The following is a 25,459-nucleotide window of genomic DNA, read 5'->3' on the forward strand; positions in this document are numbered from 1 at the left end:
ACCGCGACAATCATTCACCTCGCGTATGCGTGTCCATCGGCTCAGTCCTTGTGTTTTTTCGCGCGTTTGTCGGACTTCGCGAACGCCTCTTCGAGGGCACGGTTGATCGTGCGCAGCACCTTGACCCGGGCCCAGCGCTTGTCATTGGCCTCGACCAGCGTCCACGGCGAAATCTCGGTGCTGGTGCGGTCGACCATGTCGCCCACGGCGGCGCGGTAGGCGTCCCACTTGTCGCGGTTGCGCCAGTCGTCCTCGGTGATCTTGAAGCGCTTGAACGGAATCTGCTCGCGGGCCTGGAAGCGTTCCATCTGCGTGTCCTTGTCGATCGCCAGCCAGAACTTGACGACGATGACCCCGGCGTCGGCGATCTGCTCTTCGAAGTCATTGATCTCGCTGTAGGCGCGCAGCCAGTCAGCCGGGCTGCAAAAGCCCTCGACCCGCTCCACCAGTACCCGGCCATACCAGGAGCGGTCGAACACGGTGAATTTGCCCCGCGCCGGCAGATGTCGCCAGAAGCGCCACAGATACGGCTGCGCGCGCTCCTCTTCGGTCGGCGCGGCAATCGGCACGATGCTGTACTGACGCGGATCGAGCGCCGCCGCGACCCGGCGGATCGCCCCGCCCTTGCCCGCCGCATCGTTGCCTTCGAACACCGCCACCAAGGCGTGGCGGCGCATGCGTTTATCGCGCATCAGCCCGGACAGCCGCGCCTGCTCGGTGATCAGTTGTTCTTCGTAGTCTTTCTTTTCCAGCCGCTGGTTCAGGTCGAGACTGTCGAGCAGGTTGAGTTGATCGACCGCCGTGCCCAACGGGGCGGCGTTGACCTCTTCGGTATGCACCTCTGGGCGCTTGAGCGCATTCTGCAGGCCCTCCAGCAGGATCTTGCCGACCGCGAGACTGCGGTAGTTGGCGTCCATGCCTTCGATGATGTGCCATGGCGCGTAGTCGCGACTGGTACGGCGCAGCACGCGCTCGCCGTATTTGACGAACTTGTCGTAGGTCTGCGATTGCTGCCAGTCCAGCGGGCTGATGCGCCAGCTGTGCAAAGGGTCATCGGCCAACGCCTTGAGCCGCGCTTTCATTTGTTTCTTGGACAGGTGAAACCAGAACTTGAAGATCAGCGCGCCTTCATCGCAGAGCATCTTTTCCAGACGCTCGGCGGCGTTGATCGCCTGATCCAGGCGTGGATCCTTGAACAGTCCGTGAACCCGCCCCTGAAGCATCTGGCTGTACCAGTTACCGAAGAACACGCCCATCCGTCCCTTGGCCGGGAGCATCCGCCAGTAGCGCCAGGCCGGTGGCCGCGCCAGCTCTTCATCGGTCTGCTGATCGAAGGTGCGCACCTCGATCAGGCGCGGGTCCATCCACTCGTTGAGCAACTTGACGGTTTCGCCCTTGCCCGCGCCTTCGATGCCGTTGATCAGAATGATCACCGGAAAACGCTTCTGCTGCTGCAACTCGAACTGCGCTTCCAGCAGTGCTTCACGCAGTGCAGGCACAGCCGCGTCGTAAGTCTCTTTGTCGATGGCATGGCCGATTTCGGCGGATTCAAACATGGGTACGGCTCCTTCCAGGATTCAGCAAGACTAGCGGATTCGGCATGGCGAGGGAGGAGAATTTCCCCCACAAAGTTGAGTTGAATGAATGAAACCTGTGGCGAGGGAGCTTGCTCCCGTTCGGCTGCGCAGCAGTCGCAGGACCTGCAACCACGGTCCTTCAGGACAATTTGCGGTCGCAGGTTTTGGGGCTGCTTCGCAACCCGGCGGGAGCAAGCTCCCCCGCCACAAAGAAACCCGCCTTTCGTCTCAAATCATCGATTGTCTTCGACACTGCAAAGCCAGGCCTTGCCATGGATCAAGCACCCTCCGCACGATCAGCTAGAATGGCCGCCTTGTCGTTGCCGAGCCTGCCATGAAACCTGTATTGCCCCACGCCCAACTCGACTGGGATGACCACGGACGTCCGCGCTCGCGGGTGTTCGATGATGTGTATTTTTCCGACCAGTCGGGGCTGGATGAAACCCGTTACGTGTTCCTCGAACAGAATCGCCTGGCCGAGCGCTTTGCCGCGTTGCCGGCACACGGGCGGCTGGTGATCGGCGAAACCGGCTTCGGCACCGGGTTGAATTTTCTCTGCGCCTGGCAGTTGTTCGAGCAGCACGCGGTGGCCGGTGCGCGGCTGCATTTCGTCAGCGTCGAAAAATACCCGCTGAGCCCGGCAGATCTGCAACGGGCGCTGGCCTTGTGGCCGGAGCTCAAGCCGCTCGCCGATCAGCTGCTGACCCATTACGTGGCGATCCATCAGGGCTTTCAGCGGATCCTTCTCGGCAATGGCCGGGTGACGCTGACGCTGCTGATCGGCGATGCGCTGGAGCAATTGCCGCAACTCGATGCACAGATCGACGCGTGGTTTCTCGACGGTTTCGCCCCGGCGAAAAACCCCGACATGTGGACCGCTGAACTGTTCGTCGAACTGGCTCGACTGGCCGCGCCCGGCTCGACCATCAGTACCTTCACCAGCACCGGTTGGGTGCGGCGTCTGCTCAACGCGGCCGGGTTCAAGATGAAACGCACGCCGGGCATCGGCCACAAGTGGGAGATCCTGCGCGGCGAGTTTCTCGGCTGGCCGCAGGACGTCGCGCCACCGCTGCCGGACAAACCGTGGTTCGCCCGCCCTGCCCCGCTGACCGGTGAGCGGCGCGCGCTGGTGATCGGCGCCGGCCTGGCCGGTTGTGCGACCGCGGCCAGTCTCGCCGCGCGCGGCTGGCAAGTCAGTCTGCTGGAGCGTCACGAGGCGGTGGCGCAGGAAGCGTCGGGCAATCCGCAGGGCGTGCTGTACCTGAAGTTGTCGGCCCACGGCACCGCGTTGTCGCAACTGATCGTCAGCGGCTTCGGCTACACCCGCCGTCTGCTGGAAACCCTGCAACGCGGTACGGACTGGGACGATTGCGGCGTGCTGCAGCTGGCTTTCAATGCCAAGGAAGCCGAGCGTCAGGCGCAACTGGCCGCGGCGTTCCCGGAAGATCTGGTGCACTGGCTCGATCAGCCGCAAGCCGAAATCCAGGCCGGGATTGCGGTGGTCCACGGCGGGCTGTTCTACCCCGAAGGGGGCTGGGTGCATCCGCCCGCGCTGTGTCAGGCGCAAGCCGCGCAAGCGAACATCGAACTGCTCAAGCATCACGACGCGCTGGAACTGCGCAAGGTCGAGGGTCAGTGGCAAGCCCTCGACGGCGACCGCGTGCTCGCCAGCGCGCCGGTGGTGGTATTGGCCGGCGCGGCGGAGATCAAACGCTTTGCGCAAAGTGCCGAACTGCCGCTCAAGCGCATTCGCGGGCAGATCACGCGCCTGCCACAAACCGCCGAGAGCCAGGCGCTGCGCACCGTGGTCTGCGCCGAAGGCTATGTTGCCCCCGCACGCTTGGGCGAACATACCCTCGGCGCCAGCTTCGACTTCAACAGCGATGACCTGACGCCGACCACCGCCGAACATCTGGGCAATCTGGCGATGCTCGAAGAAATCTCCAGTGATCTGGTGGCGCGTCTGAATATCGATCGACTGCCCCCTGAAACACTGGAAGGACGCGCCGCATTCCGCTGCACCAGTCCCGACTATCTGCCGATCGTCGGCCCCCTCGCTGACCGCGAAGCCTTCGCTCAGGCCTACGCCGCGTTGAGCAAGGACGCGCGACAAGTGCCGGACATCGCCTGCCCGTGGCTCGATGGCTTGTACGTCAACAGTGGCCACGGTTCACGCGGGCTGATCACCGCGCCGCTGTCCGGTGAGCTGCTCGCGGCATGGCTGGACAACGAGCCGCTGCCGCTGCCCCGAAGCGTCGCCGAGGCCTGCCATCCTAACCGTTTCACCTTGCGCATGTTGATTCGCGGCAAATGAAAAATCGCGACTGGCCGCTGGTCAGTCGCCCCCTCTTATAACTCATCGTTCTAAAACTCCCACATCTGCAGCGGGTCAGTTTCTGAGTACCGGCCATTTTGGCCAGACTTGAATCACCCCTCCCCAACGGAAAAACCGGTAAGGACTTTATGTGCGGATTAGCTGGCGAGTTACGTTTTGATCATCAACCTGCAGACCTTGCAGCGGTAGAGCGAATCACCCATCACCTGGCCCCTCGCGGCCCCGACGCGTGGGGCTTCCATGCCCAAGGGCCGATTGCCCTGGGTCATCGTCGCCTGAAAATCATGGACCTGTCGGACGGCTCGGCGCAGCCGATGATCGACAGCCAACTCGGTTTGTCCCTGGCCTTCAACGGCGCGATCTACAACTTCCCGGAACTGCGCGCCGAACTCGAAGCACTCGGCTACGCCTTCTATTCCGGTGGCGACACCGAAGTGCTGCTCAAGGGCTACCACGCCTGGGGCGAAGCCCTGCTGCCGAAACTCAACGGCATGTTCGCGTTCGCCATCTGGGAGCGCGATGCCCAGCGCCTGTTCATCGCTCGCGACCGTCTCGGCGTGAAGCCTTTGTACCTGTCGCGCACCGGCCAGCGTTTGCGCTTTGCCTCGGCCCTGCCGGCGCTGCTCAAGGGCGGCGACATCAACCCGATCCTCGATCCGGTGGCGCTTAATCACTATCTGAATTTCCATGCGGTGGTACCGGCTCCACGCACCTTGCTCGCAGGCATCGAAAAGCTGCCGCCAGCGACCTGGATGCGCGTCGAAGCCGATGGCCGCACCGAGCAGAAAACCTGGTGGACCCTGCCCTACGGCCCACACGACGACGAGAAAAATCTGACCCTCGAAGACTGGCGCGACCGCGTGCTCGACAGCACCCGCGAGGCAGTGGCAATCCGTCAACGCGCGGCGGTAGATGTCGGCGTGCTGCTTTCCGGCGGTGTCGATTCAAGCATGCTCGTTGGCCTGCTGCGTGAAGTCGGCGTGGAAAACCTGTCGACCTTTTCCATCGGTTTCCAGGATGCCGGCGGTGAGCGCGGTGACGAATTCCAGTATTCCGATCTGATCGCCAAACACTACGGCACTCAGCATCATCAATTGCGCATCGACGAAAAAGAGATCATCGAGCAACTGCCCGCTGCGTTCCGCGCGATGAGCGAGCCGATGGTCAGCCACGACTGCATCGCCTTCTATCTGCTGTCCCGCGAAGTGGCCAAGCACTGCAAAGTGGTGCAGAGCGGCCAAGGCGCCGACGAGCTGTTTGCCGGTTACCACTGGTACCCGCAAGTCGACGGTGCGGCCGATCCATACGCGGCCTACCGCGCGGCGTTTTTCGACCGCAGCTATGACGACTACGCCGCCACCGTGCAACCGAAATGGTTGACCGCGAATGACGCGGCCGGCGACTTCGTCAAGGAACACTTCGCCCAACCCGGCGCCGATGCCGCAGTCGATAAAGCCTTGCGTCTGGACAGCACGGTGATGCTGGTGGATGACCCGGTCAAACGTGTCGACAACATGACCATGGCCTGGGGGCTGGAGGCGCGCACGCCGTTCCTCGACTATCGACTGGTGGAACTGTCGGCGCGGATTCCCGGCCAGTTCAAGCTGCCCGATGGCGGCAAACAGGTGTTGAAAGAAGCCGCGCGCCTGGTGATTCCGAGCGAGGTGATCGACCGCAAGAAGGGCTATTTCCCGGTACCGGGCCTCAAGCACTTGCAAGGCGACACCCTGAACTGGGTGCGTGAACTGCTGCTGGATCCGAGCCAGGATCGTGGCCTGTTCAACCCGGCCATGCTCGACAAACTGCTGACTGATCCGCAAGGCCAACTGACGCCATTGCGCGGCTCGAAACTGTGGCAACTGGCGGCCCTGAACCTGTGGCTCAGTGAACAAGGAATCTGATTGATGAAACCTCACGCCACGGCTATCAGCCAACGCCTGTTGCGCGGTCAGACACCGTCGTATGAACGCTTGCAGGCGCGTCTGGCCGAAGACGGCAGCGAACTCGGCGCCGACCCCATTGCCGTGCATTGCGGCTGGGGCCGGCTGCTGATCGGCCACACCTTTCCTGACCCGGCGACGCTGGCGCGGGAACTGCTCAACGAGCAGCCGGGTGAGCGCGATATCGCTCTGTACGTCGCCGCACCGCAGCAGATTCTCGGTCTCGAACCGACGCAGCTGTTTCTCGATCCGTCCGACACTTTGCGTCTGTGGTTCAGCGATTACCGCCAGGCCACCCGCGTGTTTCGCGGCTTCCGCATTCGCCGGGCGCAAAGCGAGGCGGACTGGCAGGCAATCAATCTGCTGTATCAGGCACGCGGCATGTTGCCGATCGATGCGACACGGCTGACCCCGCATCATCAGGGCGGCCCGGTGTACTGGTTGGCTGAAGATGAAGACAGCGGCGCGGTGATCGGCAGCGTCATGGGCCTCAATCACCAGAAAGCCTTCAACGATCCGGAACACGGCAGCAGCTTGTGGTGCCTGGCGGTGGATCCGCAGTGCTCGCGGCCAGGCGTCGGCGAAGTGCTGGTGCGGCATTTGATCGAGCACTTCATGAGTCGCGGCCTGAGTTATCTGGATCTGTCGGTGCTGCATGACAACCGTCAGGCCAAGAACCTCTACGCCAAACTCGGTTTTCGCAACCTCTCGACCTTCGCGATCAAACGCAAGAACGGCATCAATCAGACGCTGTTCCTCGGGCCCGGGCCGGAAGCCAATTTCAACCCTTACGCGCGGATCATCGTCGAGGAAGCGCATCGGCGCGGCATCGACGTGCAGGTGGATGATGCCGAAGCCGGGCTGTTCACCCTCAGTCATGGCGGGCGTCGGGTGCGTTGCCGCGAATCGCTGAGCGACCTGACCAGCGCAATCAGCATGAGTCTGTGCCAGGACAAGAGCCTGACCCACAAAGTGTTGAAGGCCGCCGGCCTGAAGCTGCCTTCGCAGCAACTGGCAGGCAATGCCGACGACAACCTGGCATTTCTCGATGAGCATCAGCGCGTGGTGGTCAAGCCACTCGACGGTGAACAGGGCCAAGGGGTGGCGGTCGATCTGCAGAGTATCGAAGAGGTGCAGCAGGCCATCGAAGCCGCCAAACATTTTGACAGCCGCGTGCTGCTCGAAAGCTTCCACGAAGGTCTCGACCTGCGGATTCTGGTGATCGGTTTTGAAGTAGTGGCCGCAGCGATTCGTCGTCCCGCCGAGGTGGTCGGTGACGGCCATCATTCGATCGGGGCATTGATCGAGGCGCAGAGCCGTCGTCGGCAAGCCGCCACTGGGGGCGAGAGCAAGATCCCGCTGGATCACGAAACCCAGCGCACCCTGCATGCGGCCGGTTATGACTACAGCAGCATCCTGTCGGCGGGCGAGCATCTGTTCGTGCGCCGCACCGCCAATCTGCACACCGGTGGCACGCTGGAAGACGTCACGGCGATTCTGCACCCGACCCTGGTCGATGCAGCGGTGCGCGCTGCGCGGGCGCTGGACATTCCAATGGTCGGCCTCGACCTGATGGTGCCGGCAGCGGATCAAGCGGAGTACGTGTTTATCGAAGCCAATGAACGCGCCGGCCTGGCCAATCATGAACCGCAGCCGACGGCGGAGCGGTTTGTCGATTTGTTGTTTCCGCACAGTCAGCCGGCTGTTTCTTGATTCTGCTTTGTCTGGGCTGATGTCTTCGCGAGCAGGCTCGCCCCCACAGGGGAACGCCTCCAAATGTGGGAGCGAGCCAGCTCGCGAAGGGGCCGAATCAGGCGCCACAAATCCTTCTCATCGAAACCATCGATGCGCCTCAACTCATCAGGAGTTTCCATGACCACACAAATCCCTGAACCGGATCTGAACTACCTGCAAAAAGTCCTGCTGGAAATGCTCGCCATTCCCAGCCCTACGGGGTTCACCGACACCATCGTGCGTTACGTCGCCGAGCGTCTGGAAGAACTTGGCATCCCTTTCGAAATGACCCGTCGCGGCACCATTCGCGCCACGCTCAAGGGCAGGAAAAACAGCCCCGACCGCGCCGTCTCCGCGCACCTCGACACCATTGGTGCCGCCGTGCGTGCAGTAAAAGACAATGGCCGTCTGACCCTGGCCCCGGTCGGTTGCTGGTCGAGCCGGTTTGCCGAGGGCAGCCGGGTCAGCCTGTTCACCGACAACGGCGTGATTCGCGGCAGCGTGTTGCCATTGATGGCGTCCGGGCACGCGTTCAACACCGCCGTGGACGAGATGCCGATCAGTTGGGATCACGTCGAACTGCGTCTGGATGCCTACTGCGCGACCAAGGCCGATTGCGAATCGCTGGGCATCAGCGTCGGCGACGTGGTGGCGTTCGACCCGCTGCCGGAGTTCACCGAGAGCGGCCACATCAGCGCCCGTCACCTCGATGACAAGGCTGGCGTTGCAGCCCTGCTCGCTTCGCTCAAAGCCATCGTCGACAGCGGTCAGGAGTTGATGATCGACTGTCACCCACTGTTCACCATCACCGAAGAAACCGGCAGCGGCGCGGCGGCAGCATTGCCATGGGATGTCAGCGAATTCGTCGGCATCGACATCGCGCCGGTCGCGCCCGGCCAGCATTCCAGCGAACACGCGGTGAGCGTGGCGATGCAGGATTCCGGCGGGCCTTATGACTATCACCTGTCGCGGCATTTGCTGCGTCTGGCCGGTGAAAACGAACTGCCGGTAAGGCGCGACCTGTTCCGTTATTACTTCAGCGACGCGCATTCGGCGGTGACCGCCGGGCACGACATCCGCACGGCCCTGCTGGCGTTCGGCTGCGACGCGACTCATGGTTATGAACGTACGCACATCGACAGCCTGGCAGCGCTCAGTCGTTTGCTCGGCGCTTACATTCTGAGCCCGCCGGTATTCGCCAGCGATGCGGCGCCAGCCAATGCTTCACTGGATCGCTTCAGTCACCAGATCGAACATGAGACGCAGATGGAGAGCGATACGCGAGTGCCGTCGGTGGACAGTCTGGTGGGGCAGCGTTCCGACAGTTGAATCCTTGTTGTCTGAACTATGGCTATCGCGAGCAGGCTCACTCCTACAGCCGGAATGCATTTCCCTGTAGGAGTGAGCCTGCTCGCGATAAGGCCGGCACAGGCAATACAAAACTGGCAGCCCAACATCAATCGCCGTAGCATCCCGCCATTGATTTAGCCGAGGTGCCCATGCTGATTCCCTACGACGCTCTTGAAGTCGACACCCTCACCCGCCTGATCGAGGATTTCGTCACCCGCGACGGCACCGACAACGGTGATGACACACCGCTGGAAACTCGCGTGCTGCGCGTACGCCAGGCATTGACCAAAGGTCAGGCGCTGATTGTTTTCGACCCGGAAAGCGAGCAATGCCAGTTGATGCTCAAACACGATGTGCCCAAGCATCTTTTCGACTGAGATTTCAGCGGACTTTTTCAGTGGCCTGTTTGCGCTGGATCCGCTGGTAGACTTCAGAGCGGTGCACATTGACCTTCTGCGGCGCCTCGACACCAAAACGCACGCTGGAACCGTTGACTGACAACACGCGCACGGAAATGTCGTCACCGATGGAAATCAACTCGCCCACAACACGGCTGAGTACAAGCATGGAGTTCGTCCTTCAGGGTTAGCCAGCCCTGAAGATGCGCGGTGGGCACGCGCTCTACAATGGGTGGTGAGCAATTCAGTTTTGCCCTACGCGCGCAGGCGCCACGCCCTTCAGACGTTTCCTGCAAATGACTAAACAGCCTCGCCTCAAGCGGCGGAAAACCGCGGCCCGAACAGGATCACGCTGGCGCCGATCACGCACAGCGCCACGCCGATCCAGTCCGAACCCAGCGGGCGCACGCGCTCGACCACCGCCAGCCAGCCGATCGACGCGACGATGTAGATCCCGCCATACGCAGCATAGGCGCGCCCGGCATAAGCCGCTTCGACGCGGGTCAGCAACAGGGCGAACAGGGTCAGGCTGAGCAGCGCCGGGATCACCCACAGGGCACTTTTGCCCTGGCGCAACCACATGAAAAAGGCGAAACAGCCGGCGATTTCAAACAGCGCCGCGAGGAAGAACCACAGGTAATTGAGCATTGATGCATCTCGACAGGGTGACCATTGCGGCCACCCTAACGACGCGACACCCTTCGGGCAAGTTCAGCCGTTGGTTTGTCTGGCCTTGGCGCGCATTTTATCGGCCATGGTGGTCATTTCGTTGTAGATCAGTTGCGGGTTCTTCTGTTTGATCGCCCAGGCCATGCGCCCCTGCTCGTGCGGCAGGATCATGAATTCGCCGGCGGCCACTTGCTGGTAGATATAGTCAGCGATGTCGGCAGCCGTGATCGGCGAACTTTCCAGCAACTTGCCGACCTGGGCTTTCATGGCCGGCGTCGGGCCACGGAACGAGTCGAGCAAGTTGGTCTGGAAGAACGACGGGCAGACCACATGCACGCTGACTTCCTGCTGTGCCAGCTCGATCAGCAAACTTTCCGACAGCGCCACTACACCGGCCTTGGCCACGTTGTAGTTGCTCATTGCCGGGCCTTGCATCAGTGCAGCCATCGAAGCGATGTTGATGATCTTGCCTTTGCTCTGCTCCAGCAGCGGCAGGAACGCCTTGCAGCCCTTGACCACCCCCATCAGGTTGATCGCGATCTGCCAGTCCCAATCCTCCAGCGACAGTTCGCTGAAGAACCCGCCGGACGCCACACCGGCGTTGTTGACGATGACATCGATGCCACCCAGTTTCACTTCGCAAGCCTGGGCAAACGCCGTGAGCTGGCTGTAATCACGCACATCGCAGCGCTGGATAAAACCGTCGCCGCCCGCCTCGCGCACCAGTTTCAGGGTTTCCTGCAGGCCGGGCTCGCTGACGTCGGACAAGGCCAGCTGCCAGCCTTCACGCGCCCAGCGCAGCGCGATTTCGCGACCTAAACCTGAGCCCGCACCCGTGATCATCATGCGATTTTGCATAGCAGACAGCCTTGTTGTTCCGTAGGAGATGCGCGGAGTGTAGCGAAGGATCCCGGGTATCCCACGCTCCATCAGATTGCTGAATACAGGATCAAAAGATCGCAGCCTTCGGCAGCTCCTACACCGATTCCTGTAGGAGCTGCCGAAGGCTGCGATCTTTTGATCTCGCGCTTTAAAGGAAATAAACGAGCAATCCAAATACATTAAAAAAACTTTGAATTTTCTTTCATTCGCACCAGTCGGAATTTGTAAGCCGTCTGGAATTAGTTAGCCTCCAGTCGCCCTTGAACACCAAGACTTCTCGAACGCTATAAACAAGGAAATCGACATGGGCACAATTCTTATCATTATCCTGATCCTGTTGCTGATCGGTGGTCTGCCGGTCTTCCCGCACTCCAGAAGTTGGGGTTACGGTCCTTCGGGCATTATCGGCGTGGTGTTGGTGGTGCTGTTGGTCTTGCTGTTACTTGGCAGGATATAAAACCCCAAGACAAAAAAAAGAGGCCCTCAGGGGCCTCTTTTTCATGCAGCGGTTTTATCAGTCCGGCTTGCCGTTGACGACACCAGCAGTGTTGTCCATCAGGCTCTTGGTCGCCGTTTGCAAGAACGCTTCAAGCTTGAGTTTCAGTTCCGCGGTACGCGGTGCGTCCGCAATGATCTCGGCAGAAGGGTTCGCGCCCAGTTGGTACTGGTAGAGCTTTGGCGCCATTTCCTTCTCTTTCGGCAGCACCAGGATCTGGTCGGCGGTGACGATGGCGGTGGTCTGCTCGCTGCCCGACGGCTTGATCACACCGACACCGGTGTCGCCGGCCGGCAGGTTGAGCAGGTCGCGACCCCAGCACTGGTGACGCACTTCGCCACCCAGACGACCCATGATGGTCGGCACGATGTCGATCTGCGTGCCCACGGTGTGGTCACGGGTACCGAACTTCTCCTGGATGCCCGGGGCGATCATCAGCATCGGCACGTTGAAGCGGCCCAGGTCCATTTCGGTGATCTGGCGCTCGTTGCCGAAACCGTGGTCGCCGACGATGACGAACAGGGTTTCCTTGAAGTACGGCTCTTTGCGCGCCTTCTCGAAGAACTGACCCAGAGCCCAGTCGGAGTAACGCATGGCGGTCAAATGTTCGTTCAACGAACCGCGGTCGGTCACGCGCTCGACCGGCAATGGCGTCGGCAAGGCATACGGCGTGTGGTTGGACAGGGTTTGCAGCAGCGCGTAGAACGGCTTGCCGTTTTCCCGCGCCTTCAGCTCCTCCAGACCACGGTTGAACATGTCCTGGTCGGACACGCCCCAGGTCGGATCGGAGAACACCGGGTTGACGAAGTCATTACGACCCACAAAGTTGGTCATACCCTGGTTGCTGAAGAAGCCCGACTGGTTGTCCCAGGCGAAGTCGCCGTTGTAGACGTACACGTCGTCGTAGTTTCGGGCGCTGAGCACCTGCGGCAGACCGGACAGCTTGTGGCTACCTTCCGGAGTCTGCATCAGGTATTCGAAGCCAGGCAGGTTCGGGAAGCAGGCCATGGTCGCGAACATGCCCTGATGGGTGTGCGTACCGTTGGAGAAGAACCGGTCGAACAGCAGGCCTTCCTTGGACAGCTTGTCCAGGTAAGGCGTGATATTGCCCGGCGCGCCCAAGGCACCCACCGAGTGACCGGCCATGCTTTCCATGAGGATCACAACGACGTTCTTGATCGGCAGGGTCTTGTCAGCCGGTGGCGTGTAATCACGGCGCACGGCGGCAATATCGGCATCGACCAGTTTGTCGTCAGGCATCAGCAGCATGTCACGCACGACTTTCTGCGCTTGCTCCTGCGGCAGCGTGGCTTTCCAGATGTTATCGCGATCCTCGCCCATGCGGGACTTGGCGGCTTCGATCAGCGACAGCGTGCCGTTGAGGCCGAGCTGGTTGGCGAAGTTGGAATCGGTGGTGTACACGTCACCCCAGCGCATCGGTGGACCTTGACGCAGGGTGCCACGGGCAGCCACCACGCAGATCAGCAGGCAGACCACGAACACCGCCAGGCGGGTGTACCACGGCGCCACCTGACGGGTGCCGACGTTGCCGCCGCTGAACGGGCCGCGTGGACGGGTCGCACGATCGGCGCCCTTGAAGGCCAGGGTCAGGATCACGGTGCCGATGACCCACGCCAACAGATAGCGCACCACCGGGAAACCGTACCAGAGCATGCTCATCACGGTTTTCGGGTCTTCCTTCACGTACTGGAACACCAGGCCATTGAGGCGCTGGTGGAACTCACGGTAGAAGTCCATCTCCATCAGGCCGAGGAACAGCGCGATGCTGGACGCCACGGTCAGCCACAGACGGAAGAAGCCACGCGCAGCCATCGCCCGCGCACTGAACAGTGCCAGCACCAGCGGAACGCAGACATAGACCACCAGGCGCAGGTCGAAACGCAGGCCGTTGGCGAAGGCTTCGAGGAAGGTCGAAGCCGGGGTATCGAGGATCATCTCGCGGTTGTAGACCAGCAGCGCGAGGCGCAGCACGGAAAACATCACCATCATGACCAAGGCACACAACAGTGTGTAGGCCAGATGCGATTTGACGGTCGGTTGCAGCAGGCGAGTGGAAGATCGCTGCTGATTCAGGGCGTCCGGGTTTGCCATGTCGTTTTAGGACCCATTGGAAGTTGAAGTTGCAAAATACAGCGGCGCCATGCCCTCTATTGGCCATTCCAGGCCCCGGGGCGTGCGCGGTGCGCAAATGTTGCACGATCAACGGCAGCATTGCCATTGATTACTGTCCCGCTGCCCGACTCTTTCATAAAAGCAATCGTTCGCAGACAACATGAGTTGCGCGGGCGAATTGTCGGGAAAGGTTTGTGAAAATTTCGTGCAGCGCATATCTGGAAACACAATATAACGACAAAACAAAACGCCCCGAATCGGTCGGGGCGTTTTGCTGTGAACGTACGAATTACTTCTCGGCGCGTTCTTTCAGGGCTTTGAGGGTATTGAAAGGTGCGTCGACCACAAATTTGTTGGCTACCATGGCCGGTACGCTGCCGCCCGGCTCGGTGTGCACCTGATAGGTCACTTCGACCTGATCACCTTTGGGTACGAACTTCCAGAAACCCTTGACCTGAGCGACACGGACAAAGCCTTTCTCTTCCGGAACGTACTTCGGCACGCCTTCGAGGTTGCGGGTCAGGCTGCCATCGGCGCCTTCGACAGTGGTGATGTGCAGCACCGAATCACGCGAGGTGACTGGCCACGGCGTGTTGAATTGGGTGTAGGTCCAGCTCTGATCGCCCTCGTGCTTGAGCAGCTTCTGGGTCTTGCACTCGTAGATCCACGCGCACGCGCCAGAGACGTCTTCCTGCAAGGCGCGCAGTTTGGCAATGGTGGTTTTCATCAGGGTCACGCCCTGATAGGACTTGTAATCGGAGCCCGCGACTTCGGCCAGCGAGACCTTGATCCCGTCCTGCTCCTTGGCGACTTTCCAGTCCTCAGCCTGAGCAACCGAGGTAGCCAGCACAGCGGTCAAACCACACAACACAGCGATACGATGCAGCGAACCCATAGTCTTATTCCTTATTGTTGAAGTTCCGTTCGATTGACACATCACGCCGCCGTCATCTGCTCCCACCAGCCGATCAACCTGATCGCCTCTTCCGAGTTGCTGCCACAGACTTCGACATCGGCGGCAAATCCTGAACAGACCGCCGGACGCTCCGGCTGGCCAAAAATGTTGCACAGATTTTCGACCGAAAGTTGCACGCAACGTTCGCCGGCAGGTTTGCCGTTGGGCATGCCCGGAATGGCAGAACTGATAGAAGGGGCAATACAGCAAGCGCCACAGCCTTCACGGCATTTCATGACGAGCAAGTCCTCGCGACGGGCAATGTGTTAAAGAGACACGGACAGAGTAACCGCTAAAACGGTTGTTTCAAATTCCCTGAACCGGGGTTTTTACCGATAACTGAATGTGACTGACCAGTCTCCGACAAAGCGTCTGGTCTGCGGGTCACGGATCGATTGAATTTACTGTTTGAACTCGAAATCCAGCGCCGCGCCTTCGACCTCTCGGCGCTCTTCGTTGCGCAGTTGCAACTGCATTTCGTTGCTGAGCAGGCGGCCATTGAGCTGAAAGCCGCTGTTCTTCTCGCCGAACATCTGCGGCAGGATCGCCTCGTGCTTGGGCAGCGACAAGGTGCCGGCGGGTTTGAGTTGCTGAACCATGTCCTTGGGCAGACTCAGATCGAGCTTGGCCGGCGGCAATCGGGTTTTCGCCACCTCACTGGCCGGTTTTGACTTGGAGGCGACCGGGGGCCGCTTCTTCACCGGGGCCGCCTTCTTCTGCGGGGCTTTTTTAGTCTGAGCTTTCTTGTCCGCAACGGCTTTGTGGCTGGCCGTTTTGCTCGCCGGTGCTGACGCCGCAGGCTTTTCCTGAACGGCGGCTGCCATGACACCGGGCCCATGGCCCATCGTCAACACACCAAGCAAAATCCAGGCAGCAGGCAAAATCGCTTTCATGAGCCCTACAACACTAACGGCAGAGGGCCATATGCTCGCTTGTTGAGCGTCACAAGACAAGCGTGACGCACCAGTCGTTCAGAAACCGCCAGCGGTTTCCTGACACAGTTGAGTCGCCAGCAAACCGAGGGTCATCAGCGCCCTTTCCGCCTCGCGATTCCACGGCGTGCCGCAGTTCAGGCGGATGCAGTGATTGAACTGCTCGGTATTACTGAAGATCAGCCCCGGTGCAATGCTGATGCCCTGCTGCAATGCGCGGACATGCAATTCCTGAGTATTGACCCTGCCCGGCAGACTCACCCAGAGGATGAAACCGCCCGTGGGCCGGGTCATTTGCGTGCCTTCGGGGAAGTACTGCTGCACCGCCAGCTGGAACGCGCTGAGGTTCTTTCGGTATTCCTGGCGGATGTACCGTAAATGCCGGTCATAACCGCCATTTTCCAGATAAGCGGCAATCGCCATCTGGGTCACACTGCACGCCGAATGCGTGGTGAACGTCTGCAGACGCTGGATTTCCTGCTGATACTTGCCGGCGATCATCCAGCCGACACGCACACCCGGCGACAACGTCTTGGAGAAACTCGAGCAGTAGATCACCCGATCCAGTCGATCGTAGGCCTTGAGGGCTTTGGTGCGGCCCTGTTCGAACATCAACTCGCCATAGATGTCGTCTTCGACGATCTGGATATCGAAGTCCGAGGCCAGCCGCAGCAGTTGCTTCTGCCGCTCTTCGGGCATGGTGCCGCCCAGTGGATTGCTTAATCGGGTAGTCAGCACCAGCGCCTTGATCGACCATTGGTTGGCCGCCAGTTGCAGCGCTTCGAGGCTCATGCCGGTGGCCGGATCGCTGGGGATCTCGATCACTTTCAGGCCCAGCAGGTCGGCCAGTTGCAGCAGACCGTAATAAGTTGGCGATTCAGCGGCGATCAGGTCGCCGGGACGGGTCAGCACTCGCAGCGACATCTGCAGCGCATCGACGCAACCGTGGGTAATCACCACTTCCGACGGATCGACCACCACACCCGCGTCGCGCATGCGAATCGCCACTTGCCGGCGCAGCGGTTCAAAACCGGGGCTGAACATGTAACTGAACGCGCGTGGACTATGGAATCGGGTGACTTTGGCCAACTGCTGATGCAGCGCACGCACCGGGAGGTAATCGACACTCGGCACCGCAGCGCCCAACGGGAAAACCCCCTCGCGCCGGGATTCGACCAGCACTTGCTGAATGATGCTGGCGCGGGTGACCAGCCCTGGGCGTTCGACCCGGGCGATGTCCGGGGTCGGCGCTGTCAGTGCCGGGGTCTGGTGTACGTAGTAACCGGATTGCGGCCGTGCTCGGATCAGGCCCTGATCTTCGAGATTGGCATAAGCCTGCAACACCGTTGCATGGCTGACATTGAGCTGCGAACTCATCTTGCGCACCGACGGCACGCGTTCTCCGGGCTGATAGACACCGCGCCGGATGTCTTCCGCCAGTTGTTGAGCAATACGTTGGTAGAGCAAGAGGTTGGTCATGACGCAGCACTCGATTTCACGGGCATTTTATTCTTGTGTGAAACAATACCGGAACAGTTTAGAAGTGTACTGGGACAGTTGCCACCATAGTCGACCGTACAGTGCAGTGTCAGCTACAACTGTACGGATTTGCGCGCTATTCGACAGACGTAAAAAAGCCCGGCGCTGCATGACAGGCCGGGCCTTTGTAGGCGCTGTCGAGTGAAACGAGGCTGCGATCCGTTGATCTTGCTTTTCCAAGATCAAAAGATCGCAGGCTTCGCCAGCTCCTACAGGGGTACGCGTCGTTCAGGAGACTGCGCCGAACCCGCAATTCAACGGGCAGCGCCGAGCTGGCCTTTCTCGTCGGAGAACACAATTTCCACCCGACGGTTCTGTGCCCGACCGCGCTCGGAAGCGTTGGCGTCCACCGGGTACTCGTCGCCGTAACCTTCGACCTGAATGCGCTTGTCCTCAATCCCGAGGTCCATCAGCACATCGGCCACCGCTTGCGCGCGATCACGCGACAGTTTGAGGTTTTCCTGTTTGCCGCCGGTGCTGTCGGTGTAGCCCTCGATACGCACCACGCGCTTCGGGTTGAGTTGCAGGAACTGCACGATCTTCAACACCACGCGATTGGCCGAGTTCTTCAACTCCGCCTCGCCAGTGTCGAACAGCACGTCACCGAGGGTCATCACCAGACCGCGATCGGTTTGCGTGGTGGCGAGCGCGACGATCTGTTCTTCAAGCCACTTGCCCTGCTGCTGCACGCTCAGCAATTTGGACTCACGCAGGGCCAGTTGCAGGCGCTGACGTTCCAGCTCCAGCTTCGCCGCGCGCTCTTCGTTGAGCACCAGATTGGTGTGTTCGCGGGCGATTTCGCTGTAGCGCTGACTCAGGTAGGCGTAATGCACCACGTCCGAGCCACTGCCCCAATAGGTCGACAGGCGATCGGCACGGGCCAGCGATTCACCGGCACGAATCACGTCCTTGGGCGCAATACGCAGCACGTTGGAATCTTCCTTGACCTTCTGGAAGTCGCTGCCGGCCTGTTGCAAGGCGGCTTCGCTGTGTTGACCGGCGCAACCATAGAGGCTCGCGCAACCGGCCAGAAGCAAACCGCCGAGGGCTTTGGACTTGAGGCTCATTGTGCATCTCCCAGTTGCTTGCGCAGTCGGATGATGCGGGTGTTGAGTACGTTCAGTTGCTCTTCGCTCTTTTGTGTCAGCACCTTGGCTTCTGCCAAACGAGCGTCCAGCTCGGCCTGTTCGGCACGCATGCGGGCGTTCTTGAAAGACTCGTCGGTCATGTTGCCCTTGGCCCGATTGAACTTGTCTTCGGCCAGTTTCATTTCCGGCAGTTCATCGGCGGTCGCACCCACAGCCTTGGCCTGGGTGATGGCCTGCTCGGTCAGACGCATTTGCTCATTGGGCGCAGGATCGTTGGCGCAGCCGGCCAGGGCCAGAACGGCCATGGCCGCGAAAAGAGGTCGAATACTCACTAAGAATCCCTACTGTTTTGGGGTACTGACAGATGGCTGCGGCTGTTGCTGCTGAGCCTTCCAGCGCTCGATGTTGCGTTGCAGCGCGGCTTCGGTCAGTCCGGACGCGGGCAATTCTGTCATCTTTTTAGCGAACTGTCCGCGCAACCACGGATCGTTGCAGGCCGAGTTGTGCGAAACCGCGAGGAACAATCCCGGTCGGTCGATCGGTTGCTCGAACGCCAGCAGATCATTGGCCATGCCCAATGCCTGCGCGGCGGCCATGCCCGAGTAGCGACCGGCGAGTACATATTCCACCTCACCCAGCAGAAGTTTCTGAAAGGCCTGAGTGATGTTTGCCGTCCGGGTCAGGGTCAGATTCTGCTCGGCGAAAGTGCCGAATGCCTGGGTCATTCGAGACTTTTCCGACAGCCCGCCAGTGTGCCCGTGCAGATCCCTGGCTTCGCTGTAGACCAGCGTCGAGCCTTTGCGCGTCCACACCAGATAGTCGTTTTCCAGCAACGGCGGATAGATGTAGTCGAGGTTTTCCAGTTCGTTGAACATCAGCGGTGTGTCGGCCAGCATGTCCATGCGCCCGCTGCGCACTTCATCAAGAGCCTGCGAGCGTTTGCCGGCGTAGAGCAGCTCGACCTTGATCCCCAGATCCTTGGCCACTTGCTGCAACAGGTCGGCACTGGCGCCGATCAACTGCTTGGGATTCTGCGGGTCCTGCCACAGGTACGGCGGCGCATCCGGGCTGCCGGTGACGACGAGGCGCTCGCATTTGCCGGCGGCCGCAGCCATCCCCGGCAAGAGGATCAATCCCAATAACAGCCAGTGGCGCAGATCCATGGCAAAACACTCCCACTCAAATTCGAGACAAAAAAAAGCCCGACCAGAAGGTCGGGCTCTTTATAAGTGAAGCTGCCGGATTAGACCAGCTTCTCCAGCTCAGGTACGGCTTCGAACAGATCCGCCACCAGACCATAATCGGCCACCTGGAAGATCGGCGCTTCTTCGTCCTTGTTGATCGCAACGATCACTTTGGAGTCTTTCATGCCGGCCAAATGCTGGATCGCACCGGAGATACCGACGGCGATGTACAGCTGTGGTGCAACGATCTTGCCGGTCTGACCGACCTGCATGTCGTTCGGTACGAAACCTGCGTCGACGGCGGCGCGCGAAGCACCGACGGCAGCGCCCAGCTTGTCGGCCAGGGCGTACAGGTGTTTGAAGTTGTCACCGTTCTGCATGCCGCGGCCGCCGGAAACGACGATCTTGGCAGCGGTCAGTTCAGGACGATCGGACTTGGCCAGTTCTTCGCTGACGAAGCTGGAAGTGCCGGCGTCGTGCGCAGCAGCGACCGCTTCAACAGCCGCCGAACCACCTTCAGCGGCAACCGGGTCGAAACCGGTGGCACGCACGGTGATCACTTTGATCGCAGCGGTCGATTGCACGGTAGCGATGGCGTTACCGGCGTAGATCGGACGCTTGAAAGTATCGGCGCTTTCGACCGAGATGATCTCGGAGATCTGGTCAACGTCCAGCGCAGCGGCAACGCGCGGCAGGATGTTTTTGCCGTTGGACGTGGCGGCAGCCAGGATGTGGCTGTAGCCCTTGCCCAGCTCTGCTACCAGCGGCGCAACGTTTTCCGGCAGCTGATGCGCGTAAGCGGCATTGTCAGCGTTCAGGACTTTGCTCACGCCAGCGATTTTCGCAGCGGCTTCAGCCACGGCGCCAGCGCCCTGACCTGCAACCAGCACGTGGATGTCGCCGCCGATTTTGGCAGCAGCAGCCACGGTGTTCAGTGTGGCCGGGGCCAGCACTTTGTTGTCGTGTTCAGCGATTACCAAGATAGTCATTTTTAGATTACCTTCGCTTCGTTTTTCAGTTTCTCGACCAGTTCAGCCACCGACTTGACCTTGATGCCTGCGCTGCGTGCAGCCGGCGCTTCGACTTTCAGGGTCTTGTTGGTGGAGGCGGTGGAAACGCCCAAAGCGTCCGGAGTCAGCACTTCGAGAGGCTTCTTCTTGGCTTTCATGATGTTTGGCAGGGACGCGTAGCGCGGCTCGTTCAAACGCAGGTCGGTGGTGACGATGGCCGGCAGTTTCAGGGAAACGGTCTGCGCGCCGCCGTCGATTTCGCGGGTCACGGCAACGCTGTCGCCGGAAACTTCGACTTTCGAGGCGAACGTGCCCTGACCGTAGCCGCTCAGTGCAGCAAGCATCTGGCCGGTCTGGTTGTTGTCGCTGTCGATGGCCTGTTTGCCCAGGATCACCAGTTGAGGCTGTTCCTTGTCGACCACAGCCTTGAGCAGCTTGGCCACGGCCAGCGAAGTCAGGTCTTCAGCGGATTCGACGAGGATGGCGCGGTCGGCACCCAGAGCCAGTGCGGTACGCAGCTGTTCCTGAGCGGTGGTCGGGCCGATGGAGACGACGACGATTTCAGTCGCAACACCTTTCTCTTTCAGGCGTACGGCTTCTTCCACTGCGATTTCGCAGAACGGGTTCATCGACATCTTGACGTTGGCGAGGTCTACGCCGGAATTGTCCGCCTTGACGCGAACCTTGACGTTGTAATCCACAACGCGTTTGACAGCTACAAGAACCTTCATGGATTCCTCGTTACTCTCCGGTGAAAAGAAAGTCGCCTAGGCGAACCTGGCGGTTGATGCTCATCGGGCACAAGGGCACCTCTAAAAACGCCGGCTGGGGGCTATGACCGTTCGTCAGTGGTGACTGACGGGTCATTGATTCGCACGGTGTGTAAACTGCGCGCCGGACTTTCGCTGCGCATCACCTTGTGCTGCCTGTGCCCTGTCTTTAGAGGTGCTCTTGAAACCGCCAGTCTGCCTACGGCGAGCGCAAAACCGCCCGTATCTTGACCGGAACGCCTATTCCGGTCAATACGGCAAAATGGCCGTTCATAAGCCGCGCTTCTTTGATTTCTCTGGGCTGGAGCCGATTCAAACAAACGTTTGTATTGGACGCTAAGAGTGGTGTAGATATAATGCGCCGCCTAGAGAGAAAGCTGGTTTGCCCATTATTACCCTTGACGTTAACGTAAAGGCAATAACGGATGCGACACCGAACCTCCAAATTAGAAAAAAAACTGTTGAGCCTTGAGTAGGAGATAGCCTGTGGAACGCGAATACATGGAATTCGACGTGGTCATCGTCGGTGCCGGCCCCGCTGGCCTGTCCGCCGCCTGCCGTCTGAAGCAGAAGGCCGCCGAAGCCGGTAAGGAAATCAGCGTCTGCGTGGTCGAAAAAGGCTCCGAAGTCGGCGCACACATCCTTTCCGGTGCCGTGTTCGAACCACGCGCTCTGAACGAACTGTTCCCGGACTGGAAAGAACTCGGCGCCCCGCTGAACACCCCGGTCACCCGCGATGACATTTTCGTGCTGAAAAACGCCGACAGCGCGCAGAAAATTCCTGACTTCTTTGTGCCCAAGACCATGCACAACGAAGGCAACTACATTATTTCCCTGGGCAACCTGTGCCGCTGGCTGGCGCAGCAGGCCGAAAACCTCGGTGTGGAAATCTACCCGGGCTTCGCCGCTCAGGAAGCCCTGATCGACGAAAACGGCATCGTGCGCGGGATCATCACCGGTGATCTGGGCGTCGACCGCGAAGGCAACCCGAAAGAAGGCCTGTACACCCCGGGCATGGAACTGCGTGGCAAGTACACGCTGTTCGCCGAAGGCTGCCGTGGCCACATCGGCAAGCAACTGATCAAGCGTTACAACCTCGACAGCGATGCCGACGCCCAGCACTACGGCATCGGTCTGAAGGAAATCTGGGAAATCGACCCGGCCAAACACCAGCCAGGTCTGGTGGTGCACACCGCCGGCTGGCCGCTGGACATCATGGGCACCGAAAACACCGGCGGCTCGTTCCTCTATCACCTGGAAAACAACCAGGTAGTGGTCGGTCTGATCGTTGACCTGTCCTACAGCAACACCTACCTGTCGCCGTTCGACGAGTTCCAGCGCCTCAAGCACCACCCGGTGCTGGCTCAATACCTGGAAGGCGGCAAGCGCGTCAGCTACGGCGCTCGCGCGATCTGCAAAGGTGGCCTGAACTCGCTGCCGAAAATGGTCTTCAAGGGCGGTGCGCTGATCGGCTGCGACCTCGGCACCCTGAACTTCGCCAAGATCAAGGGCAGCCACACCGCGATGAAGTCCGGCATGCTCGCCGCGGAATCGGTGGCCGACGCGCTGTTCGCCGAGAAGGATGGCACTGAAGAGCTGACCTCCTACGTCGACGCGTTCAAGAAGAGCTGGCTCTACGACGAACTGTTCGCCAGCCGTAACTTCGGCCCGGCGATCCACAAGTTCGGCGCGATCGTCGGCGGTGGTTTCAACTGGCTGGACCAGAACATCTTCGGCGGCAAACTGCCGTTCACCCTGCACGACACCAAGCCGGACTATGCTTGCCTGAAGCTCGCGGCCGACTGCAAGAAGATCGACTATCCGAAGCCGGACGGCAAACTCAGCTTCGACAAACTGAGCTCGGTGTTCATCTCCGGTACCAACCACGAAGAAGAACAGCCGTGCCACCTGAAGCTGACCGACCCGAGTATCCCGATCAGCAAAAACCTGCCGCTGTACGACGAACCGGCGCAGCGCTATTGCCCGGCCGGCGTCTACGAAGTGATCACCAAGGAAGACGGCGAAAAACGCTTCCAGATCAACGCCCAGAACTGCGTGCACTGCAAGACCTGTGACATCAAGGATCCTTCGCAGAACATCACCTGGGTCACGCCGGAAGGCGCTGGCGGCCCGACTTACCCGAACATGTAAGGCGTATCGCTGAACAACGAGGCTCCCGAAATGGGGGCCTTTTTGTTGCCCAAAATTCCTGCATTCCACTGTAGGAGCTGCGGCACGCTGCGATCTCTTGACGCTGATCTGAAAATCAAAAGCTCGCAGCGTGCCGCAGCTCCTACAGGGATCGCGGGTCCATCAGGAACGTTGCCACTGACTCAGGCCGCGCGTTCGTCGCCTGGGCTGCGCTCAAAGTAACGCTTGTACTCGCGACTGAACTGCGACGTACTCTGATACCCCACCCGATGCGCCACCTGCGCCACCCCAAGCCCTTCGACGACCAGCAAGGTCTGCGCCTTGAGCAGGCGCAAGCGCTTCAGATACTGCACCGGCGACAACAGCGTGCTGCGCTTGAAGTGCTCGTGGAAGGACGACACGCTCATGTTGGCACAACTGGCCAAAGTCTCGACATTCAACGGCTCAGTGTAATGCGCATGCAGATGACTGATCGACGCCGCCACCCGGGCGAACTGCCCCTGCTGTTCCACCAGCGCGCGCAACACATCGGCCTGCGGTCCGCGCAGTGCGGTAAACAACAATTCACGCACCCGCGCCGGCCCGAGAATCTGCCGCTCCAGCGGATCGTGCAGGCAGCGCAACAAACGTTCGACGCAGCCACGCATGTCATCGTCGAGCACCACCGAGGTCATCGACTCCGGTGTCTGTGCCGGAATGTGCCGCCCCGGCGCCAGTCCCATGGCCAGCACCAGCTCGCCGAGCAACACCCGGTCGATGGCCACCGACACTCCGAGCAACGGCGCATCCGGCAAGGCAAAGGTTTCGCACTCGAACGGCACCGGCAGCGCCTGAATCAGGTAGTGCCCGGCGCCATATTCCATGGTGCGCGGGCCGAGGAACGCCAGTTTGCTGCCCTGGGCGATGATCATCAGGCTCGGCTCATAAATGTGCGGGCCACGCGCCACGTCGCAACTGGCGCGCAATACCTGCACGCCGGGCAGACCGGTCTGGCTGTAACCATCGCAAAGCGCCAGCGGCTCGATCAGCGAAACCAGCGTGGCATTGGCATCAAGGTGGCGGGTCAACTGCATCGGAGGGGTCTTCAAAAAAGTCACGGAAAAAGGCATGCAAGCATCATCGCAGATCCTTTCGTCAATGCGCTTGCCCAGACCTGCATGCCGGAGGATTAGGCATGAGAGCCGGAGGAATTGTCATGGCCGCAGCGGCAGACGGCGCCCAAAATGCGCCACCTCACCTGTCACTGCTTTTGCGAGGTTCTCATGTACACCGCTATCGGTTATGCCGCTCAATCGGCCACCACTCCCCTCGCCCCGATGAAATTCGAACGCCGCAGTCCACGCGCTGATGATGTGGCGATCGAGATCCTGTATTGCGGCGTCTGCCACTCCGACATCCATCAGGCGCGCAACGAATGGGGCATCGCTGTTTATCCGTTGATGCCCGGCCATGAGATCGTCGGCAAAGTCACCGCCGTGGGTGCGAACGTTACCCGACATAACGTCGGCGATCTGGTCGGTGTCGGCTGCATGGTCGACTCCTGCCGCTCCTGCGCCGCCTGCCAGCAGAACCTCGAGCAATACTGCCTCGAAGGCCCGACCATGACCTACGCCACCCCGGACCGGGTCGATGGCAGCAACACCATGGGCGGCTACTCCGACAGCATCGTGGTCAGCGAACACTTCGTGGTGCGCATCCCGGAGAAACTCGACCTGGCCAGCGCCGCGCCGATCCTCTGTGCCGGCATCACCACCTACTCGCCGCTCAAGCATTACGGAGTCAAGGCCGGTGACAAGGTCGGGATTCTCGGCATGGGCGGCCTCGGCCATATGGGCATCAAGTTCGCCAAGGCCATGGGCGCGGAAGTCACGCTGTTCACCCGTTCGGCCAGCAAGGCCGAAGAAGGTCGTCGTCAGGGCGCCGATCATGTGATCGTCTCCACCGATGCCGAGCAGATGGCCGCCGCCGCTGGCCGTTTCGACTTCCTGCTCGACACCATTCCGGTGCAGCATGATCTCAATCCGTACCTCGACACCCTGCGCTTCGACGGCGTGCACATCATCGTCGGTCTGATCGAACCGGTTGATCCGCCGATACACGCCGGCAAACTGGTGATGAGCCGCCGCGTACTCGCCGGCTCCTTGATCGGTGGCATCGCCGAAACCCAGGAAGTGCTGGATTTCTGCGCCGAGCACAACATCACCTGCGACATCGAAATGCTCGACATCCGCCAGATCAACGAGGCTTACGCGCGGATGATTGCCGGTGACGTGAAGTATCGCTTCGTGATCGACATGGCGACGCTCAAGGTTTAAG

At 60.4% G+C, this 25,459-nt stretch carries 23 protein-coding genes; 8 read left to right on the plus strand and 15 right to left on the minus strand.

All coding sequences use genetic code 11. The features are described 5' to 3' along the window. Nucleotides 1-41: 41 nt before the first annotated feature. On the minus strand, nt 42-1,556 hold the full coding sequence (gene pap, locus BW33_RS10165) for a polyphosphate:AMP phosphotransferase (protein WP_047598735.1): 1,515 nt from the start codon (nt 1,554-1,556) through the stop codon (nt 42-44). A 355-nt stretch (nt 1,557-1,911) separates the two neighbouring features. Between pap and mnmC the strand changes: the two genes are divergently transcribed. The 5 genes from mnmC to BW33_RS10195 all read left to right on the plus strand — a co-directional run bounded on the left by mnmC (nt 1,912) and on the right by BW33_RS10195 (nt 9,313). Continuing rightward, complete coding sequence (gene mnmC / locus BW33_RS10170) at nt 1,912-3,891, plus strand: bifunctional tRNA (5-methylaminomethyl-2-thiouridine)(34)-methyltransferase MnmD/FAD-dependent 5-carboxymethylaminomethyl-2-thiouridine(34) oxidoreductase MnmC (protein WP_047598736.1); 1,980 nt, start codon at nt 1,912-1,914, stop codon at nt 3,889-3,891. 149 nt (nt 3,892-4,040) lie between these two features. Further along, nucleotides 4,041-5,813 carry an N-acetylglutaminylglutamine amidotransferase gene (locus BW33_RS10175; RefSeq protein WP_047598738.1) on the plus strand — a complete coding sequence of 591 codons (1,773 nt, stop codon included), beginning with the start codon at nt 4,041-4,043 and terminating at the stop codon, nt 5,811-5,813. Between the two features lie 3 nt (nt 5,814-5,816). Then, nucleotides 5,817-7,565: an N-acetylglutaminylglutamine synthetase gene (ngg, locus tag BW33_RS10180; protein ID WP_047598739.1), complete on the plus strand. Its 1,749-nt coding sequence runs from the start codon at nt 5,817-5,819 to the stop codon at nt 7,563-7,565. A 159-nt stretch (nt 7,566-7,724) separates the two neighbouring features. Continuing rightward, a complete protein-coding gene (locus BW33_RS10190; RefSeq protein ID WP_047598742.1) occupies nt 7,725-8,915 on the plus strand; it encodes an osmoprotectant NAGGN system M42 family peptidase in 1,191 nt (396 codons plus the stop codon). A 170-nt stretch (nt 8,916-9,085) separates the two neighbouring features. After that, nucleotides 9,086-9,313, plus strand: coding sequence for a YheU family protein (locus BW33_RS10195; protein WP_003192759.1), 228 nt, complete (start codon nt 9,086-9,088; stop codon nt 9,311-9,313). Between the two features lie 4 nt (nt 9,314-9,317). Here BW33_RS10195 and csrA read toward each other — a convergent pair whose 3' ends face one another. The 3 genes from csrA to BW33_RS10210 form a co-directional block, all read right to left on the minus strand. Further along, the gene (csrA, locus tag BW33_RS10200; RefSeq protein ID WP_047598743.1) at nt 9,318-9,503 is read right to left on the minus strand and encodes a carbon storage regulator CsrA; all 186 of its coding nucleotides are present in this window, start codon (nt 9,501-9,503) and stop codon (nt 9,318-9,320) included. Between the two features lie 146 nt (nt 9,504-9,649). Further along, complete coding sequence (locus BW33_RS10205; protein ID WP_003226957.1) at nt 9,650-9,982, minus strand: YnfA family protein; 333 nt, start codon at nt 9,980-9,982, stop codon at nt 9,650-9,652. A 63-nt stretch (nt 9,983-10,045) separates the two neighbouring features. Continuing rightward, a complete protein-coding gene (locus BW33_RS10210; protein WP_047598745.1) occupies nt 10,046-10,861 on the minus strand; it encodes an SDR family oxidoreductase in 816 nt (271 codons plus the stop codon). A 322-nt stretch (nt 10,862-11,183) separates the two neighbouring features. On the opposite strand from BW33_RS10210, the gene BW33_RS28405 reads away from it, so the two are divergent. Beyond that, nucleotides 11,184-11,342, plus strand: coding sequence for a DUF3309 family protein (locus tag BW33_RS28405; protein WP_169432680.1), 159 nt, complete (start codon nt 11,184-11,186; stop codon nt 11,340-11,342). A 57-nt stretch (nt 11,343-11,399) separates the two neighbouring features. Here BW33_RS28405 and BW33_RS10220 read toward each other — a convergent pair whose 3' ends face one another. The 10 genes from BW33_RS10220 to BW33_RS10265 all read right to left on the minus strand — a co-directional run bounded on the left by BW33_RS10220 (nt 11,400) and on the right by BW33_RS10265 (nt 20,953). Next, nucleotides 11,400-13,493 (minus strand): LTA synthase family protein, encoded by a 2,094-nt coding sequence (locus tag BW33_RS10220; protein ID WP_047598747.1) that lies wholly within the window; start codon nt 13,491-13,493, stop codon nt 11,400-11,402. Nucleotides 13,494-13,803: 310 nt separating this feature from the next. Beyond that, complete coding sequence (locus BW33_RS10225; protein ID WP_047598749.1) at nt 13,804-14,409, minus strand: START domain-containing protein; 606 nt, start codon at nt 14,407-14,409, stop codon at nt 13,804-13,806. Nucleotides 14,410-14,450: 41 nt separating this feature from the next. Then, nucleotides 14,451-14,705: a YkgJ family cysteine cluster protein gene (locus BW33_RS10230; protein ID WP_047598752.1), complete on the minus strand. Its 255-nt coding sequence runs from the start codon at nt 14,703-14,705 to the stop codon at nt 14,451-14,453. 165 nt (nt 14,706-14,870) lie between these two features. After that, the gene (locus tag BW33_RS10235) at nt 14,871-15,362 is read right to left on the minus strand and encodes a hypothetical protein (RefSeq protein WP_047598754.1); all 492 of its coding nucleotides are present in this window, start codon (nt 15,360-15,362) and stop codon (nt 14,871-14,873) included. Between the two features lie 78 nt (nt 15,363-15,440). Continuing rightward, nucleotides 15,441-16,880: an aminotransferase-like domain-containing protein gene (locus BW33_RS10240; RefSeq protein WP_003226969.1), complete on the minus strand. Its 1,440-nt coding sequence runs from the start codon at nt 16,878-16,880 to the stop codon at nt 15,441-15,443. Nucleotides 16,881-17,194: 314 nt separating this feature from the next. Then, entirely contained in the window at nt 17,195-18,007 is an 813-nt protein-coding gene (locus tag BW33_RS10245; protein ID WP_047598755.1) for an OmpA family protein, read from the minus strand. Next, the gene (locus BW33_RS10250; RefSeq protein ID WP_047598756.1) at nt 18,004-18,360 is read right to left on the minus strand and encodes a DUF4398 domain-containing protein; all 357 of its coding nucleotides are present in this window, start codon (nt 18,358-18,360) and stop codon (nt 18,004-18,006) included. The genes BW33_RS10245 and BW33_RS10250 overlap by 4 nt, the downstream gene beginning before the upstream one ends. A gap of 9 nt (nt 18,361-18,369) precedes the next feature. Then, on the minus strand, nt 18,370-19,191 hold the full coding sequence (locus BW33_RS10255; RefSeq protein WP_047598757.1) for a substrate-binding periplasmic protein: 822 nt from the start codon (nt 19,189-19,191) through the stop codon (nt 18,370-18,372). Between the two features lie 80 nt (nt 19,192-19,271). After that, the gene (locus BW33_RS10260; protein ID WP_007961977.1) at nt 19,272-20,201 is read right to left on the minus strand and encodes an electron transfer flavoprotein subunit alpha/FixB family protein; all 930 of its coding nucleotides are present in this window, start codon (nt 20,199-20,201) and stop codon (nt 19,272-19,274) included. A 2-nt stretch (nt 20,202-20,203) separates the two neighbouring features. After that, a complete protein-coding gene (locus BW33_RS10265) occupies nt 20,204-20,953 on the minus strand; it encodes an electron transfer flavoprotein subunit beta/FixA family protein (protein ID WP_007908338.1) in 750 nt (249 codons plus the stop codon). Nucleotides 20,954-21,478: 525 nt separating this feature from the next. On the opposite strand from BW33_RS10265, the gene BW33_RS10270 reads away from it, so the two are divergent. Continuing rightward, entirely contained in the window at nt 21,479-23,143 is a 1,665-nt protein-coding gene (locus tag BW33_RS10270) for an electron transfer flavoprotein-ubiquinone oxidoreductase (protein ID WP_047598758.1), read from the plus strand. A 182-nt stretch (nt 23,144-23,325) separates the two neighbouring features. Here BW33_RS10270 and BW33_RS10275 read toward each other — a convergent pair whose 3' ends face one another. Continuing rightward, nucleotides 23,326-24,216, minus strand: coding sequence for an AraC family transcriptional regulator (locus BW33_RS10275; protein ID WP_047598823.1), 891 nt, complete (start codon nt 24,214-24,216; stop codon nt 23,326-23,328). Nucleotides 24,217-24,405: 189 nt separating this feature from the next. Here BW33_RS10275 and BW33_RS10280 point away from each other — a divergent pair, with 189 nt between their 5' ends. Next, complete coding sequence (locus BW33_RS10280; protein WP_047598759.1) at nt 24,406-25,458, plus strand: NAD(P)-dependent alcohol dehydrogenase; 1,053 nt, start codon at nt 24,406-24,408, stop codon at nt 25,456-25,458. The last annotated feature ends 1 nt before the right edge of the window (nt 25,459 follow it).

This window comes from Pseudomonas sp. RIT288 (assembly GCF_000631985.1).
GTDB lineage: Bacteria > Pseudomonadota > Gammaproteobacteria > Pseudomonadales > Pseudomonadaceae > Aquipseudomonas.